Annotated in this window: 17 protein-coding genes; 5 read left to right on the forward strand and 12 right to left on the reverse strand. The window is 34.1% G+C overall.

What is annotated here, in order from left to right; all coding sequences use genetic code 11:
* Together EM932_RS10500 and EM932_RS10505 are read right to left on the reverse strand one after the other, a co-directional pair.
* Complete coding sequence (locus tag EM932_RS10500; RefSeq protein ID WP_135877142.1) at positions 1-1,047, reverse strand: tartrate dehydrogenase; 1,047 nt, start codon at positions 1,045-1,047, stop codon at positions 1-3.
* Between the two features lie 11 nt (positions 1,048-1,058).
* The gene (locus EM932_RS10505) at positions 1,059-1,682 is read right to left on the reverse strand and encodes a GntR family transcriptional regulator (protein ID WP_135877143.1); all 624 of its coding nucleotides are present in this window, start codon (positions 1,680-1,682) and stop codon (positions 1,059-1,061) included.
* A gap of 301 nt (positions 1,683-1,983) precedes the next feature.
* Here EM932_RS10505 and EM932_RS21420 point away from each other — a divergent pair, with 301 nt between their 5' ends.
* Complete coding sequence (locus tag EM932_RS21420) at positions 1,984-2,094, forward strand: transposase (protein ID WP_135877144.1); 111 nt, start codon at positions 1,984-1,986, stop codon at positions 2,092-2,094.
* 11 nt (positions 2,095-2,105) lie between these two features.
* Positions 2,106-2,288 (forward strand): transposase, encoded by a 183-nt coding sequence (locus tag EM932_RS21425; protein ID WP_369074045.1) that lies wholly within the window; start codon positions 2,106-2,108, stop codon positions 2,286-2,288.
* 284 nt (positions 2,289-2,572) lie between these two features.
* On the opposite strand, the gene EM932_RS10520 is transcribed toward EM932_RS21425, so the two are convergent.
* The 10 genes from EM932_RS10520 to EM932_RS10565 form a co-directional block, all read right to left on the reverse strand.
* Positions 2,573-3,025 carry a MaoC family dehydratase gene (locus tag EM932_RS10520; RefSeq protein WP_135877145.1) on the reverse strand — a complete coding sequence of 151 codons (453 nt, stop codon included), beginning with the start codon at positions 3,023-3,025 and terminating at the stop codon, positions 2,573-2,575.
* 24 nt (positions 3,026-3,049) lie between these two features.
* On the reverse strand, positions 3,050-3,814 hold the full coding sequence (locus EM932_RS10525) for an SDR family NAD(P)-dependent oxidoreductase (RefSeq protein ID WP_211344279.1): 765 nt from the start codon (positions 3,812-3,814) through the stop codon (positions 3,050-3,052).
* Between the two features lie 357 nt (positions 3,815-4,171).
* A complete protein-coding gene (locus EM932_RS10530) occupies positions 4,172-5,188 on the reverse strand; it encodes a zinc-dependent alcohol dehydrogenase (RefSeq protein ID WP_135877147.1) in 1,017 nt (338 codons plus the stop codon).
* An 80-nt stretch (positions 5,189-5,268) separates the two neighbouring features.
* On the reverse strand, positions 5,269-6,339 hold the full coding sequence (locus EM932_RS10535) for a Gfo/Idh/MocA family protein (RefSeq protein ID WP_135877148.1): 1,071 nt from the start codon (positions 6,337-6,339) through the stop codon (positions 5,269-5,271).
* Between the two features lie 78 nt (positions 6,340-6,417).
* Positions 6,418-7,650, reverse strand: coding sequence for an ABC transporter substrate-binding protein (locus tag EM932_RS10540; RefSeq protein WP_135877149.1), 1,233 nt, complete (start codon positions 7,648-7,650; stop codon positions 6,418-6,420).
* A complete protein-coding gene (locus tag EM932_RS10545) occupies positions 7,650-8,795 on the reverse strand; it encodes a CaiB/BaiF CoA transferase family protein (protein ID WP_135877150.1) in 1,146 nt (381 codons plus the stop codon). Before EM932_RS10545 ends, EM932_RS10540 begins: the two co-directional genes overlap by 1 nt.
* Positions 8,796-8,803: 8 nt before the next feature.
* Positions 8,804-9,307: a MaoC family dehydratase gene (locus EM932_RS10550; protein WP_135877151.1), complete on the reverse strand. Its 504-nt coding sequence runs from the start codon at positions 9,305-9,307 to the stop codon at positions 8,804-8,806.
* A gap of 11 nt (positions 9,308-9,318) precedes the next feature.
* Positions 9,319-10,461 (reverse strand): CaiB/BaiF CoA transferase family protein, encoded by a 1,143-nt coding sequence (locus EM932_RS10555; protein ID WP_135877152.1) that lies wholly within the window; start codon positions 10,459-10,461, stop codon positions 9,319-9,321.
* Between the two features lies 1 nt (position 10,462).
* A complete protein-coding gene (locus EM932_RS10560; protein ID WP_135877153.1) occupies positions 10,463-11,617 on the reverse strand; it encodes an ABC transporter substrate-binding protein in 1,155 nt (384 codons plus the stop codon).
* A 9-nt stretch (positions 11,618-11,626) separates the two neighbouring features.
* Positions 11,627-12,694 carry an L-rhamnose/proton symporter RhaT gene (locus EM932_RS10565; RefSeq protein WP_135877154.1) on the reverse strand — a complete coding sequence of 356 codons (1,068 nt, stop codon included), beginning with the start codon at positions 12,692-12,694 and terminating at the stop codon, positions 11,627-11,629.
* Positions 12,695-12,807: 113 nt separating this feature from the next.
* Here EM932_RS10565 and EM932_RS10570 point away from each other — a divergent pair, with 113 nt between their 5' ends.
* The 3 genes from EM932_RS10570 to EM932_RS10580 all read left to right on the forward strand — a co-directional run bounded on the left by EM932_RS10570 (position 12,808) and on the right by EM932_RS10580 (position 15,849).
* On the forward strand, positions 12,808-13,578 hold the full coding sequence (locus tag EM932_RS10570; RefSeq protein WP_135877155.1) for an IclR family transcriptional regulator: 771 nt from the start codon (positions 12,808-12,810) through the stop codon (positions 13,576-13,578).
* Between the two features lie 164 nt (positions 13,579-13,742).
* Positions 13,743-14,534: a hypothetical protein gene (locus EM932_RS10575; RefSeq protein ID WP_135877156.1), complete on the forward strand. Its 792-nt coding sequence runs from the start codon at positions 13,743-13,745 to the stop codon at positions 14,532-14,534.
* A 169-nt stretch (positions 14,535-14,703) separates the two neighbouring features.
* Entirely contained in the window at positions 14,704-15,849 is a 1,146-nt protein-coding gene (locus EM932_RS10580) for a DUF6786 family protein (protein ID WP_135877157.1), read from the forward strand.
* Positions 15,850-15,875: the final 26 nt, after the last annotated feature.

Below are 15,875 nucleotides of genomic sequence, written 5' to 3' on the forward strand. Positions count from 1 at the left end.
TTATAAATTTTTAATTACGGCATCTGCTACATTCGTAGTACTTGCTTCTCCTCCCAAGTCTTTAGTAAGGACTCCTTCTGAAGTACTTTTATCTATGGCTTGCATGATATTATTGGCTGCTTCGACTTCTCCTAAATGCTCTAACATAATTGCTGCAGACCATATTTGTCCATATGGGTTTGCTATATTCTGACCAGCAATATCAGGTGCCGAGCCATGAATAGGTTCAAACATAGACGGAAAGTCTTTTTCTGGATTAATATTACCACTACCACCAAGGCCTAAACTCCCCATAACGGCTCCACCCAAATCACTTAAGATATCTCCAAAAAGGTTGGTAGTTAATACCACATCAAATATTTCTGGTTTTAAAACAAAACTTGCCGTAGAATTATCAATATACATCTGGTCATGTTCCACATCTGGATATTGAGTTGCAACCTCTTTTATAACACGGTCCCAATATGACAAACTATTAATTAGTGTATTGGATTTTGTTATGTGAGTTACTTTATTTCTCCGCTTTCTGGCCAATTTAAACGCATAATGTGCTATACGCTCAATACCTTTTCTTGTAAAAATACTGGTGTCTATTCCCATACCATTTTCAGAATCCGGAAGGTATTGACTACCTACCTGTACAAATTCACCTTCTGTATTTTCCCTAACGATTACAAAATCTATATGCTTATCTGTTCTTAATGGGCGTTGTACACCAGTATATGTTCTTACTGGCCTGTAATTTACATACTGGTCAAAATGTGTACGTACTTTAAATGTATAATCTTTAGCAGGAAGGGTATCATCAACCTCTGGTAAACCAACAGATCCAAAATAAACAGCATCAAACGCTTTAAGCGTATTTAAACCGTCTTCTGGCAAAAATGTTCCATGTTTTAAATAATAACCTGCTCCCCAATCAAATATTTCCGAAGTAATATTAAAATTATGTTTCTTAGCTACTGCCTCCAAAACTCTATACCCTTCCGGTACTATTTCATTTCCTATACCATCTCCTGGCACTACTGCAATATTGTAATTTTTCACTTTTTTAATTTTTATTGATCAAATAATAGTTCTCTAGATTTTTTAATATGTTCTCTGGCAAATTGTTCAGCCGCATCAGCATCACCTTTTTCTATAGCTTTAATAATTTTAAAGTGTTCATTCAATGTTTCTTCAGGTGGCCTTATTAACCCATGACCAATCACTTTTTCATGGATATTTCCAAAAAAATATATTTTATCTAATGGCGCGTTTCCAGTAAGCTTAATTAGTAATGAATGAAATACTTCATCTGCTTCTGTATAAGCATCAAGGTTAATCTCTTTACTATTTAAAAAAGGACTAAAACAATCCCTAAGTTGTTTTATAATGTTCTCATCCTTTGATTGGGCTAGTAAACGTGCAGCCATCCCCTCAATTGCTTCCCTGCATATATAAATATCGATAATCTCTTTTTTATCCCATGAGCGTATGTACATACCTCTTCTTGGTATGCTCTCTACTAGGTATTCATTCTCTAATGCTAATAAAGCCTTCATTAACGGTGTTCTACTCACACCAAGCATGTCTGCTATTTTTTCTTGTACTATTTTTTCGCCTTGTTTGAGCTCTCCGTTAAGAATCATCTCCTTAAGTCTTAAGTATATTGGCTCACTGATATTCGCATGTTGAATCATAACATTGTATTTTGTATACAAAATACAATGTTACAATATTAATTAATAAAAACAAACTTCTTTATCATATTTAAGCGTATTTTTAAGAATAGTGCTTTCTAGTTACGTGGGAAGAAGGAAATAGAAATCGCCTCTTTATTTGGCAACGCAATTGATGTTTCGACCTGCTAGATGGTGCACAACCTAATACAAATCCTAAGCAGATTAAAAAATGAACGCCTTTTTATTGAAAATTAGGAAAACTTCAACCTTTGGTGGAAATCCTCCCTTTTGGTTTTACCGATTTTTATAACTTTGGTTTATGCCAAAATACAGGAAATTAACACATTGCCTTTATAGTTGTACCTACCATATAGTTTGGATCCCTAAGTATAGGTTTCGTATTTTAGAGGGAAAAATTAGGGAAATATAGTTGAATCAAGAATAGAACAGGTATGCAGCTGGTATGATGTAGTGATCGAAGAAATATCAGTTCAACCGGATCACATCCGCTTAGTTTGTTCAATACCTCCTAAGTATTCAGTTTCTAAGATCGTAAGTATTGTTAAAGGAAATACAGCAGTTCAAATATTTTCAAAGCAGAATTATTTAAAAGAGAAGCCATAGAAGACGATAGTCAAAACTATAAACTCTTTTGGAGTTTAATCAAGAAGCTGTCTAAAAAGTGTCATTCTGAATGGAATGAAGAATCTCTTTAAAATATATGACTCTGATTATGAGTGAAATAAGATTCTTCGCGTTGCTCTGAATGACAAGATTAACCACTTTTCAGACAGCCTCATTTACTTTTAAATGTGTCCCGTCCTGAAGAAGACATTGTTTTTTAATGCTACTTCTAAACTATAGGCATTATTCCTTCTTTGTTAGAGTATGACCTTAAAAATAAAAATTCAAGCTTCAAACTCTTTTTTTTTAGCTAACAGAATATGGTCGCAAACTAAAACTAACTCATCTCGTTGATTAAATATTTCAACATGCTCGTTGACATGTCCCAATTCAGGGCGTTTAGATTTTTTCTTTTCACTAATAGTCACTACCACTCGAATGGTATCTCCAATATATACAGGTTTTATAAAACGTAATCTATCATAACCTTTAGAAAAAGCCTCTGGGTTAATCTCTGTTGCTGTCATACCTATACCTACGCTAAATGTTAATGTACCATGAGCAATACGTTGTTTAAAAGGTTGCGTTTTGCACCATTCGGCATCCATATGATGTGGAAAATAATCACCTGTATGACCAGCATGAACAACAAAATCAGTTTCTGTTATTGTCCTTCCTAAAGTTTCTCTTTTACTACCTAATTCGTAGTCCTCATAAAATCTTGATAAAATATGCATGGTTAATATTTTTTATGATGTAAATTATCTACCCATCCATCCACCGTCAACAAGTACAACAGATCCATTCATGTAAGCCGCAGCTTCTGAAGCTAAAAATACTGTTGGTCCAGCAAAATCTGTGGCTTCTCCCCACCTTCCTGCTGGAATACGAGATAAAATAGATTCTGCTCTTACTGGGTCATTTCTTAATGCTTCTGTATTATCTGTTGAAATATAGCCTGGTGCAATTGCATTTACATTAACACCTTTGCCAGCCCATTCGTTAGAAAAAGCCATGGTTAACTGACCAATAGCACCTTTACTTGCAGCATATCCTGGAACTGTAATTCCTCCTTGGAACGTAAGTAACGACGCTGTAAATATAACTTTCCCAGAACCTCTAGCGACCATGTCTTTACCAAACTCTCTGGTTAAAATGAACTGAGCATTTTGGTTTACCTCAATGACTTTATCCCACAATTCATCTGAATGTTCTGCTGCTGGGGCTCTTAAAATGGTTCCTGCATTATTAACTAAAATATCTATGGTTGGATTATCTTTTTTAGCCTCTGCAATAAAAACATATAAGGCTTTCCTATCTGAAAAGTCACATTGGTAGGCTTTAAAACTTTTTCCTATTGCTTGCACTGCTTTTTCAACATCACTACCTTCTAATTCTAATGAAGCTGACACTCCAATGATATTAGCGCCTGCTTCTGCCAAACCTATAGCCATCGCTTTACCTATACCTCTTTTGCAGCCTGTTACTAAGGCCGTTTTCCCTTCTAAACTAAATTTATTCAAAATACTCATTATATAATTTTTTACTAGTTATTTTAATGTTTTTGCTATTGAACTCATCTTGACTTTTTCTATTTCCTAAAAAATGGCTAAAATTCGCCCATATTTTGTTACTTTTTTTATGCTTAGCACTGCTATGCCATGCAAAAAATGCCTCATCTGAACAAATTTTATCTCATTTTCGGTTAAAAACAAAAAGTCAAGATGAGTTCATTATTATATCTTCCTCTACCAAACGAATATGTTTCCTAAATGAAAATTCATTGTCAAACTTATAAGCATTGTCATTACATTGTATTTTTCCATAGCATTTATATAAAATTACTCCTAAATATAAATCACGAATTCAATGCTTTATTTTAATTATAATTGGCAATCCATCAGCACCTTCATGCCATCAGGGTTGTTATCTATATTTTCAAAAACTTGTTGAACCTTACTTAATGGTTGTACATCGGTAATCATATCTTCAAATGGTAACTCATTTGCTGTGATTAAGGCTATTGATTTTTCATAATCTTCTTTTTCATAAACACGAGCACCGATTAATTTTAATTCTTTCCAAAAGAACTTAAACAGGTCAACTTCTTTCTTTTGCCCATGAATAGCTACCATTAAAATTCGACCTCTAATACCTGCTATTTCTGTCATAATATCTAAAGCAGGTTGTACACCGGCAACTTCAAAAACAACATCTGCCAATCTGCCCTCTGTTTGTTCTCTTACATATTGAACCAAATCAATATGCATTGGGTTTACAGCATTTAATCCCATTTCTTTTGCTTTGGCAATGCGCGTTTCATTTACCTCAGAAATAATAACATTAGCACCAACTTCTTTAGCAACCATCGCTACTAATAAACCAATTGGTCCTCCACCTAAAACAACAGCTGTTTCTCCAGCCACCAATCCGCTTAAGCGAACATCGTGTGTAGCTACTGAAAGCGGCTCAATTAAAGCGGCTAATTTTAAATCGGTGTTGTCATTTAGTTTATGTAATGTAAACGCGGGAACGTTCCAATATTCTTGCATGGCTCCCGGACTATCAATTCCTATAAACTTTAACTCTTCACAAATGTGGTTAAATCCTTTATCTGAAGGTTTCACTTTTCTATCATCTAAAGGACGAACAACTACTTTATCTCCAACTTTATAGCCCGTTACACCTTCTCCAAGTGCATCAATAATACCTGACATTTCATGACCAATAGTTTCAGGAATATTGACGCGCTTATCCATCATACCATGGTAAATATGTACATCTGTTCCACAAACACCTACATATGCCACTTTAATTCTAACTTCGCCTACTGCTGGTTGTTCGATTTCTTTTTCGATTACATTGAAGGTTTTACTTCCTTCATAAACTGTTGCTTTCATTTTATTCTTCTATATTTTTTTGTTGTTCTCGATGATACCATTTTCTCCTTTGTCGAAAATCACTCGAACACACAAAATGTTTAAATATTGTAGTTTGGAGTAACACCTCCATCATTATTAGATTCATATGCAGACTCAACTATTGCCATAGAATGCACCACGTCTTCAACACTGGTTAGAAGCTCGTTGGTAGATCCTTCAACATAACGCATTAAAGACGCCATCGTTCCAACAAAAGCATCTGGAAACCAAGATCCTTCTAGCGGAACCTCTACCCATTTTGGATCTTCTCCTTCTTTAACTATACAATATTGAAATAAATCTGGTTTTCCATTGGGATAATCCAATAGCAATCCTATTCTAGCTTTAATAGCACCTTTTGTTCCTTCCCATTTCACAAAACTTTCCTGATTTTTCTCTCCGAAATTGTGATCATGATTGGTATTAATGATAGCCCGCATGGCATCATTATAATCCATAATGGTTGTAGTTCGTGTTGAGGACATAGGTTTTCCTGGGTTTCTCAACGTTTTTGAATACACCTTTTTTGGATTTCCTAAAAACGAACGAATCAAATCGATATAATGAATACTATGTTGTTGAATTTCTAAACGTGGATGATTCACTACATTTGGAAAATATTCCCATGGGGTGTAAGTTGTTAGACGAACTTCAAAATCGTATAATTCTCCTATTAACCCTTGCTCTATTAAATATTTTGCTGCCATAACATATGGAGCAAAACGCATTTGGCAATTAATAGCTGCTTTCAATTTTTTTCTTCTGCAAACTTCTAAAATCTCTAAAGTCTGCTTATAATTATCACCCATTGGCTTTTGAATCAATACTGCCGATTCATCTGGCAATGATTCTAAAGTAGCTATAAATTGATTTGGCATTAATGTCAGGTCGAAAACGGCATTTTCTGGTGCTGCGGCTACCATGTCCTCTACACTATTATAAACATTAGGAATGTTAAATGCTTCAGCTAAATCATCAGCTCTTTGTTTTGTTCTGTTTGTAATGCCTTCAACCACAAAACCCACATTTCTATATGCTGGTAAATGTGCATCACGCACAATCCCTCCTGCTCCAATAATATAAATTGGGCGCTTTTCTTTTGGTAATTCTGGTTTGTAAACTAATTTCATATGTATGTCTTTATTTTTTCAATGGTCAAATCATAGTACTTAAACATCGATTTTTAGTTATGGATGTTTTATAATTAATTATTTTTCCATACTATCTACTTCTTTTTGAGCATTGTCTAAAATTAACTTAATATCTTTTGAAGTATTTATAACATCTAACACCAACTGATCGATAATATTGGCTATTTCAGACCAATTGCTTTTTCTTGGAAGCGATCGCGTTTTTTTATGTAATGCTTCTAATTTATGATAATAAGGTACTTCTTTATTCACATCTGCATCATACCAGGTAGATTTGCGACAACCAATAGCACCTTCTAAAGTTAGTAATTTATCATTTTCTTCGTTTACCGCATACTTAATAAACTGGTATGCTAAATCTTTGTGTTGGCTACCACTTCCAATAACATACATCCAATATGCGTTTAAAGATGTTCCTTTTCCGTTTGGTCCAGCAGGAACATTTGTAATATCTACTTTTCCTTTAACTTTTGAATCTTTTAAAAACTCACACATGGAAGCAAAACCAAACCAGTTCACCATCATTGCTAAATTACCATTAGCAAAAGCCATCCCCGATTTTACAGAGTCAAAATCTCTTGATTCCGGGTGTATGGCATTTAAATTTTGAAGTGCCTTTCTATAAAACACCATACCTTCAATAGCTTCTTCTGAATTTAATTTGATTTTTTTGTTAGTATCAAATAATTCCCCATTACGAGTCCATAATTGTAAGCAAAAATCGAAAACCGTATTGTGTCCGTCTGGAAACGCAGCAAAAGTAGTCCCATATAAATTATCTTCCGGTCTGTTAAAGAACTCTGCTACTTGCATTAAATCATCCCATGTTTTTGGAATCTCTAATGGTTTACCATAAGCTTTGTAAAAATTAACACCTTCTTCATCAGATTCGAACAAATCTTTTCTATAAATCAAACATTCTGGTCCGTCGTGAAATGGAAGTCCAACTATTTTATTATCAAATTCTTGTTTATATAACAGAGATCTTGACCAGCCATTAGGAAAACCACTAGGAGCATTTTCATTAATATGTGGTGTTAAATCCTCAATGGCATTGGTAGCATACGCTTCAGCAATCCAATCTGTGTTTATTAAAGATACGTCCCATGTACCATTAGCCAATCCATTTTCTTTTAAAATAGTATCATATAACGGATGTAAATCTAATGGCACTGCTTCTAACTCTAGATTACAACCTGTTTCTTTGCAAAAAGAAGCCCAGATTTTATCTATAGCAGATTCAAATGCATCAAATTTTCGGACAGCGATTCTAAATTTATTTTGCGCCATTAGTTAGTAATTAATTCGTTTATAATGGCATTTGTATGTTCTCCTAAAGACGGAGATCCTAATGATGATTTCAATAATTGTCCATCAATTTTAATCGGACAACGTGTCGTTTCATACTCAAAACCATCTCCCATCGTAACTTTTTGAATCATATCCAACACTTTAAATCCATCGTGATCAAAAAGTGTATCCCAATCCATAACACTAGCACACCAAATATCTGCTGGTTCTAAAATTGATAACCATTTTTCAGTGGTATCGGTTTTTAAATGTGTTGCTAAAATTTCTTTTATTTCGTCTCGTTGTGTAAACCAACTAGCTACTTCCGGATAATTCTTAAGTGTGTCACAGCCTAATAATTCTCCTAAAAAAGGAATTGCTCCCATAGCTAAAGCCAAATACCCATTACTAGTTTCATAAACACCGTATGGTGCTCCTAAATAGGCATGTGCATTATTACTTACTGTACGCTCTGTTGGTTGTCCGCCATCGTGGTAATAGGTCGTAATCGTTTCAAATTGAAAATCTAAAATAGACTCCAACATACTCACAGAAACTTTTGTTCCTTTACCTGTTTTAGCCTTTTTAACCAGTGCTGCTAAAATACCCTGTGCTAAATGCGATCCAGATAAAATATCAACAATAGCTAACCCCATTGGTACTGGCCCATTTCCTGCATTGCCACTTAACCAGGTTAAACCTGATAAAGACTGGACTAATAAATCCTGACCTGGTTTCAATTTCCAAGGACCTTCATTTCCATATCCAGAAATACTACCATAAACAATGGATGGATTTATTTTCTGAATCGTTTCATAATCAAACCCTAAACGCTCTATAACACCTGGTCTAAAATTATGTACCAATACATCGGCTTTTTCAATTAATTTTAAAACACGCTGCTTATCAACATCATTTTTTAAATCGGCTTGAAAACTTTCTTTATTTCTATTAATAGCTCTAAAAACAGATGACTCCCCATTTAAAATAACGTTAGAAACATATAACTGTCTACAAATATCTCCTGTTTCCGGGCGTTCAACTTTTATCACTCTAGCTCCTAAATCCGCTAATCTTAATGTAGCTGATGGAGCCGATAAAAACTGACTTAAATCTACAATCAATATATCTTCTAATGGTTTCATTTTAATAACTACTTTTTAAAATTTTCAGGATTCCGATATTTGACTGTTTGCAAATGCTCGCAATACAACACTAATTCCCCAGGATGCTTATAGACTTCGTAACTCACCGTTATTAGCCCCATTTCATTATATTTCGGAATTTTATTTAAATGGGTTCGCACAGTATAAATTGTATCATCTATAAACACGGGTTTAATGAATCGAAGCTTATCATAACCATAGCTGAAAGTATTGACATTGTTATTGGCCATAAGTCCCAATCCTAAACTAAAAACCATGGCTCCCGCGACCAAACGTTTTCCGAACAGCCCATCTTCTTCGGCAAAAACCTGATCACCAACATAGGGATGCATATCAAGTACCAAACCATTGAAAAGCATAGCTTCTCCTTCTGAAATTGTTCTTCTAATGGAACGGTCTTTTTGTCCAATTTTAAAGTCTTCATACATCCATTCTTCTGTATTGTAAACAGGAATGTCTTTATGTTGTTCTATAGGTGTATTTTCTGACATAGCTTTAAATTTTACAGGTTGAATTCATTTATAATAGCTTCAGTATTCTCGCCTACCCCAGGCGCAGGTTTAGAAGCATAGATACGTTCGTTATCTAAACGAATAGGACATCGTGTTGTATGCACTTCTTCGCCCGAATTTAATTGTAACTTTTGATCCATTCCCAAAACCTTATAAGCTTCATGATTGAGCAATGTTTTATAATCGTAAACATCTGAACACCAAATACCACTAGCATCTAAAATTTCCAACCATTCATTTGTATTCTTTTTAATAAGAACATCTCTAAGGATATTCATAATGTCATCACGCTGTTCAAACCATGATTTTGAATCTGTATAAGATTCTAGTTCTGTACACTCCAAAAGCTTAGCAAGGTTTATTAAAGACCCCATTGCTAATGAGATATAGCCATCTTTGGTTTTATAAACACCATAAGGTGCTCCTAGGTAAGCATGTGCAGATCCTTGTTCTGCCTTTTTTGGTAATTGATTTCCATCGTTTAAATACGTAGTAATAACTTCAAACTGAAAATCTAACATAGATTCCAACAAACTAACTTCTACTAAAGATCCTTTGTTTGTTTTTCCTCTTTTTATAATTGCTGCTAAGATCCCATGAACCAAATGTGTTCCTGTAATAAGGTCGGCAGTAGCCAAGCCCATAGGAACGGGTTCGTCATTTTTATTTCCAGTTAAATTAACTAAACCGGACATGCACTGTACTAATAAATCCTGACCTGGTTTTTTAGCCCAAGGTCCTTCTGTTCCATATCCTGTAACGGTTGCATAAACGAGTTGGGGGTTAATTTCCTGTACCGTTTTATAGTCTAACCCTATTTTTTCCATCACACCAGGACGGAAATTGTGGGTCATCACATCCGCTTGCTCAATTAACTTTTTCACACGATTTAAATCATCTGCATCTTTTAAATTGGCTGCATAAGATTCTTTATTTCTATTTACGGTATGAAAAACCAAACTACTATCATCAACAAATAAATTCTTAATAGCTATTTGTCTACCACCTTCACCATGAACAGGTCTTTCAATCTTTATCACTCTGGCTCCTAAATCTGCTAGTCTTAATCCAGCGGATGGTCCTGCCATAAACTGACAAAACTCAAGTACCAAAATACCTTCTAATGGCTTCATATTAAATCTCTAATGATTTTTTATATAATTCATTCAATCCTACAAGAAGGCTTTTCTCATCACCTCCATTCATTAAATAACCTCTAATCGGGACGCCTGCTCTATCTTGAAAATACATATGTCCGTTATAACGTGGGCGTAAAAAAGCGCGATCTAAAGCTGGTAAGGTATTCTTAAAGAAATTAGCCGTTAGACTATTAGTATATTCATCTGTCCAAGCTTTTCTGTGTCCAGGTTGACCACCGCCGTCGAAAAACACTGTTTTTTGACAAGCTTCAGAACCCACATACTCCACATACTTCATTATCGTTTCTAATTCTTTTGCTTTAGCAGAAACAGCTAATCCTGTACCTCCCAAAGTAGAAATAGCTTTACCAAAACCTTCTATATCTACCATATCATGAAAATGCAGTAACTTTCGTGCATAGCCATTTCTACTATAGTTTGTGTATCCGTAAGCCCAAGGGCAATACGCGTATTTATCGGTAAGTGTCATGGCTTCATATATTTGAATTGGATTCCAATCGTAAATTTGCGGATCCATTTCTACTGCCAATGCGCGTAATAACTGCAATGCTTTTACTCCAATTTCTTCACTTACTACATGATTTTTGGAAGTACAAACCTCTTCACCTAAATTACAACACATCATATAAAAATTCATTAATGTGTCTTGTGGAATTCCTGGCATGATAACTAAACCTGCTTTAGCTAAAGCTAATAAATCGTCATATGTTTCTGGAAGTTTAAATCCTTTTTCTGCAAGAATATCTGGTCTGCTTGCTGCAACAGGTGTGGCGGCATCAACAGCTAATGCCCACTGATGACCGTTTGATGAGTAACTTTCATGAGAACGCCCTACTGTGTTTTCTGCTAAATCGTCCATAAATGCTTTAGGTAAATACTTATCTAAAGGTAAAATCACATTATTTTTACCTGCAAAGCCAGCCCAAGGATGATCAATAATAAGCAGATCATATCGTTTTGCCAGCTCGTTTATAGGCTCATCTGCAAAAGCTTGTAACGACCTCTTTTCCCATGTAATATCTACATTTGGGTTTAATTCTGAAAAACGCTGTGCTGTGGCTACCATAGATGTAAAACCTCTACTATGGTTCCATGTTATTCCTTTTAATTGTATTCTTTTTGTACTCATTCTTATATTTTAATGTACTACTAGTTGCTCTCCTAAGACTGTTCCGTATGCCATTATTACAAATGAAATAATCAACACTCCTAAGGCTATTAATAATATCATATTTGTTTTTTTAGTCACTTGAACCCATTCTTTCATAATAATACCAACAATGTAGCTAAAGAAGATCAACATAGACATGTGGATTACCCAACTTGCATAGCCATAATCTCCCATTTGAACATGTCCTATTCCGTAAAAGAAAAACTGTCCGTACCATAAAGCACCACTTAAAATGGACATTCCAAGGTTAAGAGTAAAATACTTTTTACCTACCCCTTTAACATCAACAATTTCTTTTAATGTACCATTTCTTAAACCCGCTATTGTAAACCAAATAAAGTTCGTAATAAATGCACCTCCTGTAGACAATATTAAATTAGCATTTCCTTCAAAATTACCAGCACCATACTCTCCTGCTATTTCTGCTACAGGCGCTCCTACTGTAAGTGATATACCAAAAACTGCAGACAAAATACCAGCAATTAAAGTTAGTGTCAATCCTTTTTTCATATTAAAGGTTATAGCGTCTCCTTTATTGGCATTATTTGCTTTTAAATCTTTTTCTTTTCTATAACCTGCTAAACCGCAAATAACAATCCCGATAAGTGCCACAAACATTCCTAAAAAGATAATAGCCCCACCCGGTTCATTAAACTTTTTAAATAAAGCACCTTCCAATGTTAAAGGCACAATAGTTCCTAATATTGCTGAAATACCAATAGATATGGTATAAGTCAACGAATATCCTATATGCCTAATAGCAAAACCAAAACACATCCCTCCAAAGCCATAAATAGCTCCCAATAAAGTGGCATTTACCAAAACATCTGTTGGTGATTCACTAAAAACATCCAATAAATTAGGAACTGTTAAAAACCCTATTAAAAAAGGAAAAATAAACCATGCAAAAGATGCTTGGACAATCCAATAGGAATCCCATGACCATTTTTTTACTTTTTGAAAAGGAACGTAACACGTAGAAGCTGCAACACCTCCAACTGCATGGATTAAGGTACCTAATATCGGATTTGCCATAATTGTTTAGTTTTAAATATTTTCACATATTTTATATGCGAAAATATATTTTATATATGAAAAAAACAAGAATCAAATAGTTTTTATTAATATTGCATTCAATATAGTTTTAAATGACCAAAACAACCTCAACAAAATATAACGCGCCTGCATTAGACAAGGGTCTTGATATCATTGAATATTTATCTCAAGAGGGTATCCCTTTAACTCAGGTTGAAATTGCTCAGGGTATTGACAGGACTCCCAGTGAAATATACAGAATGCTTATATGTCTGGAGGAAAGAGGTTATTTAATAAGAGGGTCTAACGCAGGCAAATACAGGTTATCTTTAAAAATGTATAATCTGTCTCATACGCACACCCCTTTTGATGAATTGAAACGTGTCGCCAGTCTCCCCATGCAACACTTATCTGAAACCACAAGACAATCTTGTCATTTAAGTATCATTAATAATGATCAATTACTGGTTATTTATCAAATGAGAAGTCCTAGTCCTGTATCGTTATCGATTGAAGAAGGAACGCATTTCCCTCTATCTATGACAACATCTGGAGGAACGCTACTGTCTATGTTTTCAAAAGAAAAAAGACTTGCTATTTTATCGAGAGATAACCATTTTAAAACCTGGAACAATGAGCAAAAAGAGAACCTTCTTTCTATTATTGAAAACATAGAAAAAGATGGTTACAGATCTTCGAAAAGTAAGCTAACTGGTGGTGTTACAGATATCGCCGTTCCTCTTGGATCTAAAAACTCTAGCATAAAAGCTGTTTTAGCTATTTCAATTTTTTCTTCTAGCCTAGAAGAAGACACCAATATTGATACCATCATCAATGCTCTTAAAAAAACACAGCTTGAGATAAATCAATTAATAGGGAGTTAATCATCCTTCTTTTATATTCTTTAAAAACCATATGCTCCTTCATTTTAATCAAATGATGTTTTTATAATGCCAGTTTTTTCTTAATTTTATTTTTAGATATCTAACATATTTAATGCTTTAATAGCAGTTATTTTATTGTTACACCTCAAATCAAAATTAAAAAAATGAAAACATTAAAAACAGTATCGGCATTAACTATTTTATCTGTACTTTTTATATTTATATCATGTTCGAGTAGTGATGATTCTGAATCTGATCCAAAAACAGAAGTTTGCACCAAAACTTGTGATAAAGGCTTTGTGCTTAATACTGATTCCTGTGAATGTGAAAAGGAAGTTTGTACTAAAACATGTGATGGTAATTTTATTTTAAATGCGGACACATGTGAGTGTGAAGAATTCATTGCAAAAGTCATTGAAGTGGATGCTTCTGTTGTGACCTTAACAGAAGATTGGAAAAAACGCACCACTATTGCTGATTATACAGGAGAAGGATATATTGTTTGGGAAGGACCTGGACAAACCTGGAAAGGCAACATAGGTGAAGTTGGTAAATTAACTTATACTATCGATGTCCCAAAAGCAGGTACTTATCTTTTTCAATGGCGATCTTATATAGCAAAAAAAGCAGATGTAGATCCTTGGGCAGAGCATAATGACAGCTGGTTAAAATTCCCAGATGCAGATGACTTCTTCGCAGAACGAGTCGGAGGTAGTATTCTATACCCTAAAGGTTCTGGAAAGTCACCAAATCCAGCTGGTGAAAACGGTAACGGTTTCTTTAAAATATATATGAATGATGTTGATAAATGGTCTATAACGACTAGCACATCAGACAGTAACGCACATCAAATCTATGTTACTTTTAATGAAGCAAAAGCATATACTGTTGAAATTGCAGCAAGATCAGATTTTCATGCTATAGATTCTTTTAGGCTTACAGAACAGAAACCTTGATGCCTTAATTGGCTGTATTAAAAAAGAATTCATTTTTGATTGATTTTGTGCGGACTTCGGAAGTTTATTCGTTTTTATATTGATGAGATACTATTTGGAGTTTGACAAGAAAACAATATACAAAATGCTATTTACTTTAAATCTTAGAATAATAAAACTATTACTAGTTATGTTTCTAATTATTGGTTGTAATAAAACCAGTAATTATAGTTATAAAAATGATTTAGAGCTAATAAAAACCCATACCGATTATATAGAATTAACAGAAAATAAAGGCAAGGCCAGACTTATAATTTGTCCGCAATATCAAGGTAAAATTATTACAAGTACGCACAGTGGTATAAATGGCTCCAGTAATGGATGGCTTAACAGGGGTGCCATAAATAAACAAAATCTGAATGGAAAAGGTATTGGAGGTGAAGACAGAATCTGGATAGGTCCTTTAGGCGGCCAGTTTTCTTTTTACTTTCAACAAATCAAACCATTAAATGAAGAAAATTGGCAAGTTCCCAGTGCTTTAGAAAACAAAACTTTTAATGAAATATCTAAAACAGATACACAAGTGTGGTTAGAAAACACTATGGAGCTTACTAATTTTCAAGGGACTACTTTAAAGTTAAACCTTAAACGACATATCTCCATTTTAGACAAAAAAAGGATTGAAGAAAACTTAAAATTTAAATTAAACGCTTCTATTGATTTTGTTGCTTACAATAGTTCTCATACCCTTAAAAATATAGATTCTATTGGCTGGAAAAAAGAAACAGGGTTAGCATCTATATGGAGTGCTGGTATGTTTGAAGGTAGTGATAACACGTCTGTTATTATCCCTCTTAAAAATAATGGTTCCATGACCAACATATATAAATACTTGGGGCCTTTAAACACTAATCGATTATATACAAAAGGAAAAACCCTTCTTTACAAAACAGATGGTAAATACAGGAGCAAGATTGGAGTTCCTCATAAATTTGCCCCAGAAATCTATGGATGCTACTCTAAAGACAAAAAACGATTAACTATTATTCAATATCAAAAAACAAATGATAGTCTTTTTTTTAATTCGGATGTTTCTATCCAAAAAGCCCCTTATGATGGAGAAGTTATTCCTATTTACAATAACGGGACTATGGATTTTTCGGCTACAAATGACATTAGTTTTTTTGAATTAGAGTCTACTTCTGCGATGAGAGAGCTTCAACCTAATGAAACTATCAAGCATTTTCACAGAGTATATCATTTCTCAGGAAATTTTAATGACTTGAACGCTATTTCTAAAACACTTTTAAATTTCGACCTCAATGAAATAAAATAAAACTTTTAAACATCATAACTCTTAAT

Origin of the sequence: Flavivirga rizhaonensis, assembly GCF_004791695.1 — a bacterium.
Classification (GTDB): domain Bacteria; phylum Bacteroidota; class Bacteroidia; order Flavobacteriales; family Flavobacteriaceae; genus Flavivirga; species Flavivirga rizhaonensis.

Coding starts and splice junctions, on each gene's coding strand:
- EM932_RS10505 (WP_135877143.1), bottom strand. CDS start 1,682: ATGATTCAACATGCGAATATCAGTGAGCCAATATACTTAAGACTTAAG.
- EM932_RS21420 (WP_135877144.1), top strand. CDS start 1,984: ATGCCAAAATACAGGAAATTAACACATTGCCTTTATAGTTGTACCTAC.
- EM932_RS10520 (WP_135877145.1), bottom strand. CDS start 3,025: ATGCATATTTTATCAAGATTTTATGAGGACTACGAATTAGGTAGTAAA.
- EM932_RS10530 (WP_135877147.1), bottom strand. CDS start 5,188: ATGAAAGCAACAGTTTATGAAGGAAGTAAAACCTTCAATGTAATCGAA.
- EM932_RS10535 (WP_135877148.1), bottom strand. CDS start 6,339: ATGAAATTAGTTTACAAACCAGAATTACCAAAAGAAAAGCGCCCAATT.
- EM932_RS10540 (WP_135877149.1), bottom strand. CDS start 7,650: ATGGCGCAAAATAAATTTAGAATCGCTGTCCGAAAATTTGATGCATTT.
- EM932_RS10545 (WP_135877150.1), bottom strand. CDS start 8,795: ATGAAACCATTAGAAGATATATTGATTGTAGATTTAAGTCAGTTTTTA.
- EM932_RS10550 (WP_135877151.1), bottom strand. CDS start 9,307: ATGTCAGAAAATACACCTATAGAACAACATAAAGACATTCCTGTTTAC.
- EM932_RS10555 (WP_135877152.1), bottom strand. CDS start 10,461: ATGAAGCCATTAGAAGGTATTTTGGTACTTGAGTTTTGTCAGTTTATG.
- EM932_RS10560 (WP_135877153.1), bottom strand. CDS start 11,617: ATGAGTACAAAAAGAATACAATTAAAAGGAATAACATGGAACCATAGT.
- EM932_RS10565 (WP_135877154.1), bottom strand. CDS start 12,694: ATGGCAAATCCGATATTAGGTACCTTAATCCATGCAGTTGGAGGTGTT.
- EM932_RS10570 (WP_135877155.1), top strand. CDS start 12,808: ATGACCAAAACAACCTCAACAAAATATAACGCGCCTGCATTAGACAAG.
- EM932_RS10575 (WP_135877156.1), top strand. CDS start 13,743: ATGAAAACATTAAAAACAGTATCGGCATTAACTATTTTATCTGTACTT.
- EM932_RS10580 (WP_135877157.1), top strand. CDS start 14,704: ATGTTTCTAATTATTGGTTGTAATAAAACCAGTAATTATAGTTATAAA.